Source organism: Mesorhizobium sp. M5C.F.Ca.IN.020.32.2.1, from assembly GCF_004023105.1.
Lineage (GTDB): Bacteria > Pseudomonadota > Alphaproteobacteria > Rhizobiales > Rhizobiaceae > Mesorhizobium > Mesorhizobium wenxiniae.
Genome location: NZ_RZSX01000987.1, coordinates 1 through 2,166 on the forward strand (window position 1 = coordinate 1; position 2,166 = coordinate 2,166).

A 2,166-nucleotide genomic window follows, 5' to 3' on the forward strand; every position below is an offset into this window, starting at 1 on the left:
GCAAAGACCTTGCTCAACACCACCGAGGGCATCCTGCGGCTGCGCGGCAATTGGCGCGTCCACACGACCGCCTCCGGTATTGCCATTCCCGCCATGCCGACCCTTCACCCGGCCTATCTCTTGAGAACCCCCGCTCACAAGAAGCTGGCGTGGCGGGATTTCCTCACGGTGAAAGCGAAGCTGCGGGCGCTCGGTTGACGACCAGCGTTTCTTCGCCCCGCTATAACCTGCCCGGTAATTGAAATACATCCGCTGCCGGCCTAGTCATGCGCTTATGACAGCAACCCAGACTTCCGCCGGCAGCCTTATTCGCGAATGGCGCACGCGCCGGCGCATGAGCCAACTCGATCTCGCCATGGAAGCCGAAATCTCGCAGCGGCATCTGAGCTTCGTGGAAAGCGGCCGCGCGGCGCCCTCGCGCGACATGGTGCTGCATCTGGCCGAGCAGCTGTCGATCCCGCTGAGGCAGCGCAACCAGCTCCTGCTGGCCGCGGGCTTTGCCCCTAGCTTCAGCGAGCGTTCGCTCACCGATGCCTCGCTGGCGCCGGCGATGGCAGCCATCGAGATCGTGCTCAAGGGGCACGAACCCTTCCCAGCGCTCGCTGTCGACCGGCACTGGAACCTAGTATCGTCAAACGCCGCCATCGGCCCGTTCCTCGCCGACGTCGCCGAGGCGTCCTTGCTGACGCCCCCGGTCAATGTGCTGCGGCTCAGTCTGCACCCCGGTGGCGTCGCGCCGCGCATCGTCAACCTCGCCGAATGGCGCGCGCATCTTCTCGATCGGCTGAAACGCCAGAACGACGCTACTGGCGATCCGGTGCTGGTCGAACTGGAGCGCGAGCTTCGGACCTATCGGTCCGCCCTGAACGGCGCACGGCCGGTGCCGGTTGAGCCGAACGCGATCGTGCACCCGCTGCGGCTCGCGCATGGCGATGCCGTGCTGTCGTTCATCAGCACCATCACCGTGTTCGGCACGCCGCTTGACGTGACGCTGTCGGAACTGGCGATCGAATCCTTTTTCCCCGCCGACGAACAAACGCGGACGGTGCTGGTGCGATTGGCGAAAGACCGGGCCGAGCTGCCCTGATCATCCTTGCGGCGGGGTCGCCTGGCGGGGGCGGGCACGTTCGAGGCCAAGCTGTCGCTCGCGCCAGATGATGAAGATGCCAGCGGCAACGACGATCAGGCCGCCGATGAGCATATGAACCGTCGGGACGTCGCCGAAAGCGAGATAGCCGACGACTATGCCAAGCAGCATCGACGTGTATTCGAAGGGCGCCACGACCGAGGCCTCGGCATGGCGATAGGCTGCCGTCATCAGAATCTGAGCGACCCCGCCGCAAAAGCCTGCAGCAATGAGCAGGCCCGCCTGGACCGGGGTCAGCGCCTGCCAGCCGAACGGCAGCGACAGCAACGCCAGGACGCTCGCCGTCACCGAAAACCACAGCACGATGGTTGCCGTAGGCTCGCTCTGGACGAGATTGCGCACCAGCAGCATGGCGACAGCCGAGATCGCTGCCGCGACCAGGGCGGCGATGACGCCGAGCACCTCCTGATCGCCGAGTGCTGCGCCCGAACCCAGCAGCGTCAGTTCCGGCCATGAGATGACCAGCACCCCGACCAGTCCAACCGCAACCGCGCTCCAGCGATAGACGCGGATCGCTTCGCCGAGGAAGATCGAACTGAACACCACCACCAGCAGCGGCTGTGCGTAGTTCAGCGTGATCGCTTCCGGCAGCGGCAGCCGTATCAGCGCGAAGAAGCCAAGCCCCATGGCGCAGACGCCTACAACGCCGCGCGCAATGTGGTTGAGCGGGCGCTTGGTCGAAAACGCGGTGCCAAGCTTTCCCTGGAAGGCCAGGAAGACGACGATCGGAAAGATGGCGAAAAAGGAGCGGAAGAAGACGATCTGGCCGGCCGGCACCGTGCCCGCCGCCTTGATGCAGGACGACATGGCGACAAAGACCGCCACCGACACGATCTTGAGCATGATCCCGGTCAGCGTGTTGTGCCCGCCGGGATGGTCCGTCGGGTTCACTTAGCAGCTGCTTCCTGGATCGCAGCCCAGATGCGCGCCGACGATTTCCCGTTCTTCCATTTCGAGACCCGCAACGTGCCCTCGACCACCAATGCACTTGGCATCAAGGGAGCAGGCGAGGCGGGCAC

At 64.9% G+C, this 2,166-nt stretch carries 2 protein-coding genes and 1 pseudogene; 2 read left to right on the plus strand and 1 reads right to left on the minus strand.

Features of this window, described 5'->3' with window-relative positions; all coding sequences use genetic code 11:
* Both EOA86_RS31850 and EOA86_RS31855 read left to right on the plus strand, forming a co-directional pair.
* Positions 1-198: pseudogene (locus tag EOA86_RS31850) on the plus strand (uracil-DNA glycosylase); the annotation flags it as partial.
* Between the two features lie 76 nt (positions 199-274).
* On the plus strand, positions 275-1,087 hold the full coding sequence (locus EOA86_RS31855; protein ID WP_128345233.1) for a helix-turn-helix transcriptional regulator: 813 nt from the start codon (positions 275-277) through the stop codon (positions 1,085-1,087).
* Here the strand turns inward: EOA86_RS31855 and EOA86_RS31860 are convergent, their stop codons facing one another.
* Complete coding sequence (locus EOA86_RS31860) at positions 1,088-1,990, minus strand: DMT family transporter (protein ID WP_128345235.1); 903 nt, start codon at positions 1,988-1,990, stop codon at positions 1,088-1,090.
* Between the last annotated feature and the right edge of the window lie 176 nt (positions 1,991-2,166).

Coding starts and splice junctions, on each gene's coding strand:
- EOA86_RS31855 (WP_128345233.1), top strand. CDS start 275: ATGACAGCAACCCAGACTTCCGCCGGCAGCCTTATTCGCGAATGGCGC.
- EOA86_RS31860 (WP_128345235.1), bottom strand. CDS start 1,990: ATGCTCAAGATCGTGTCGGTGGCGGTCTTTGTCGCCATGTCGTCCTGC.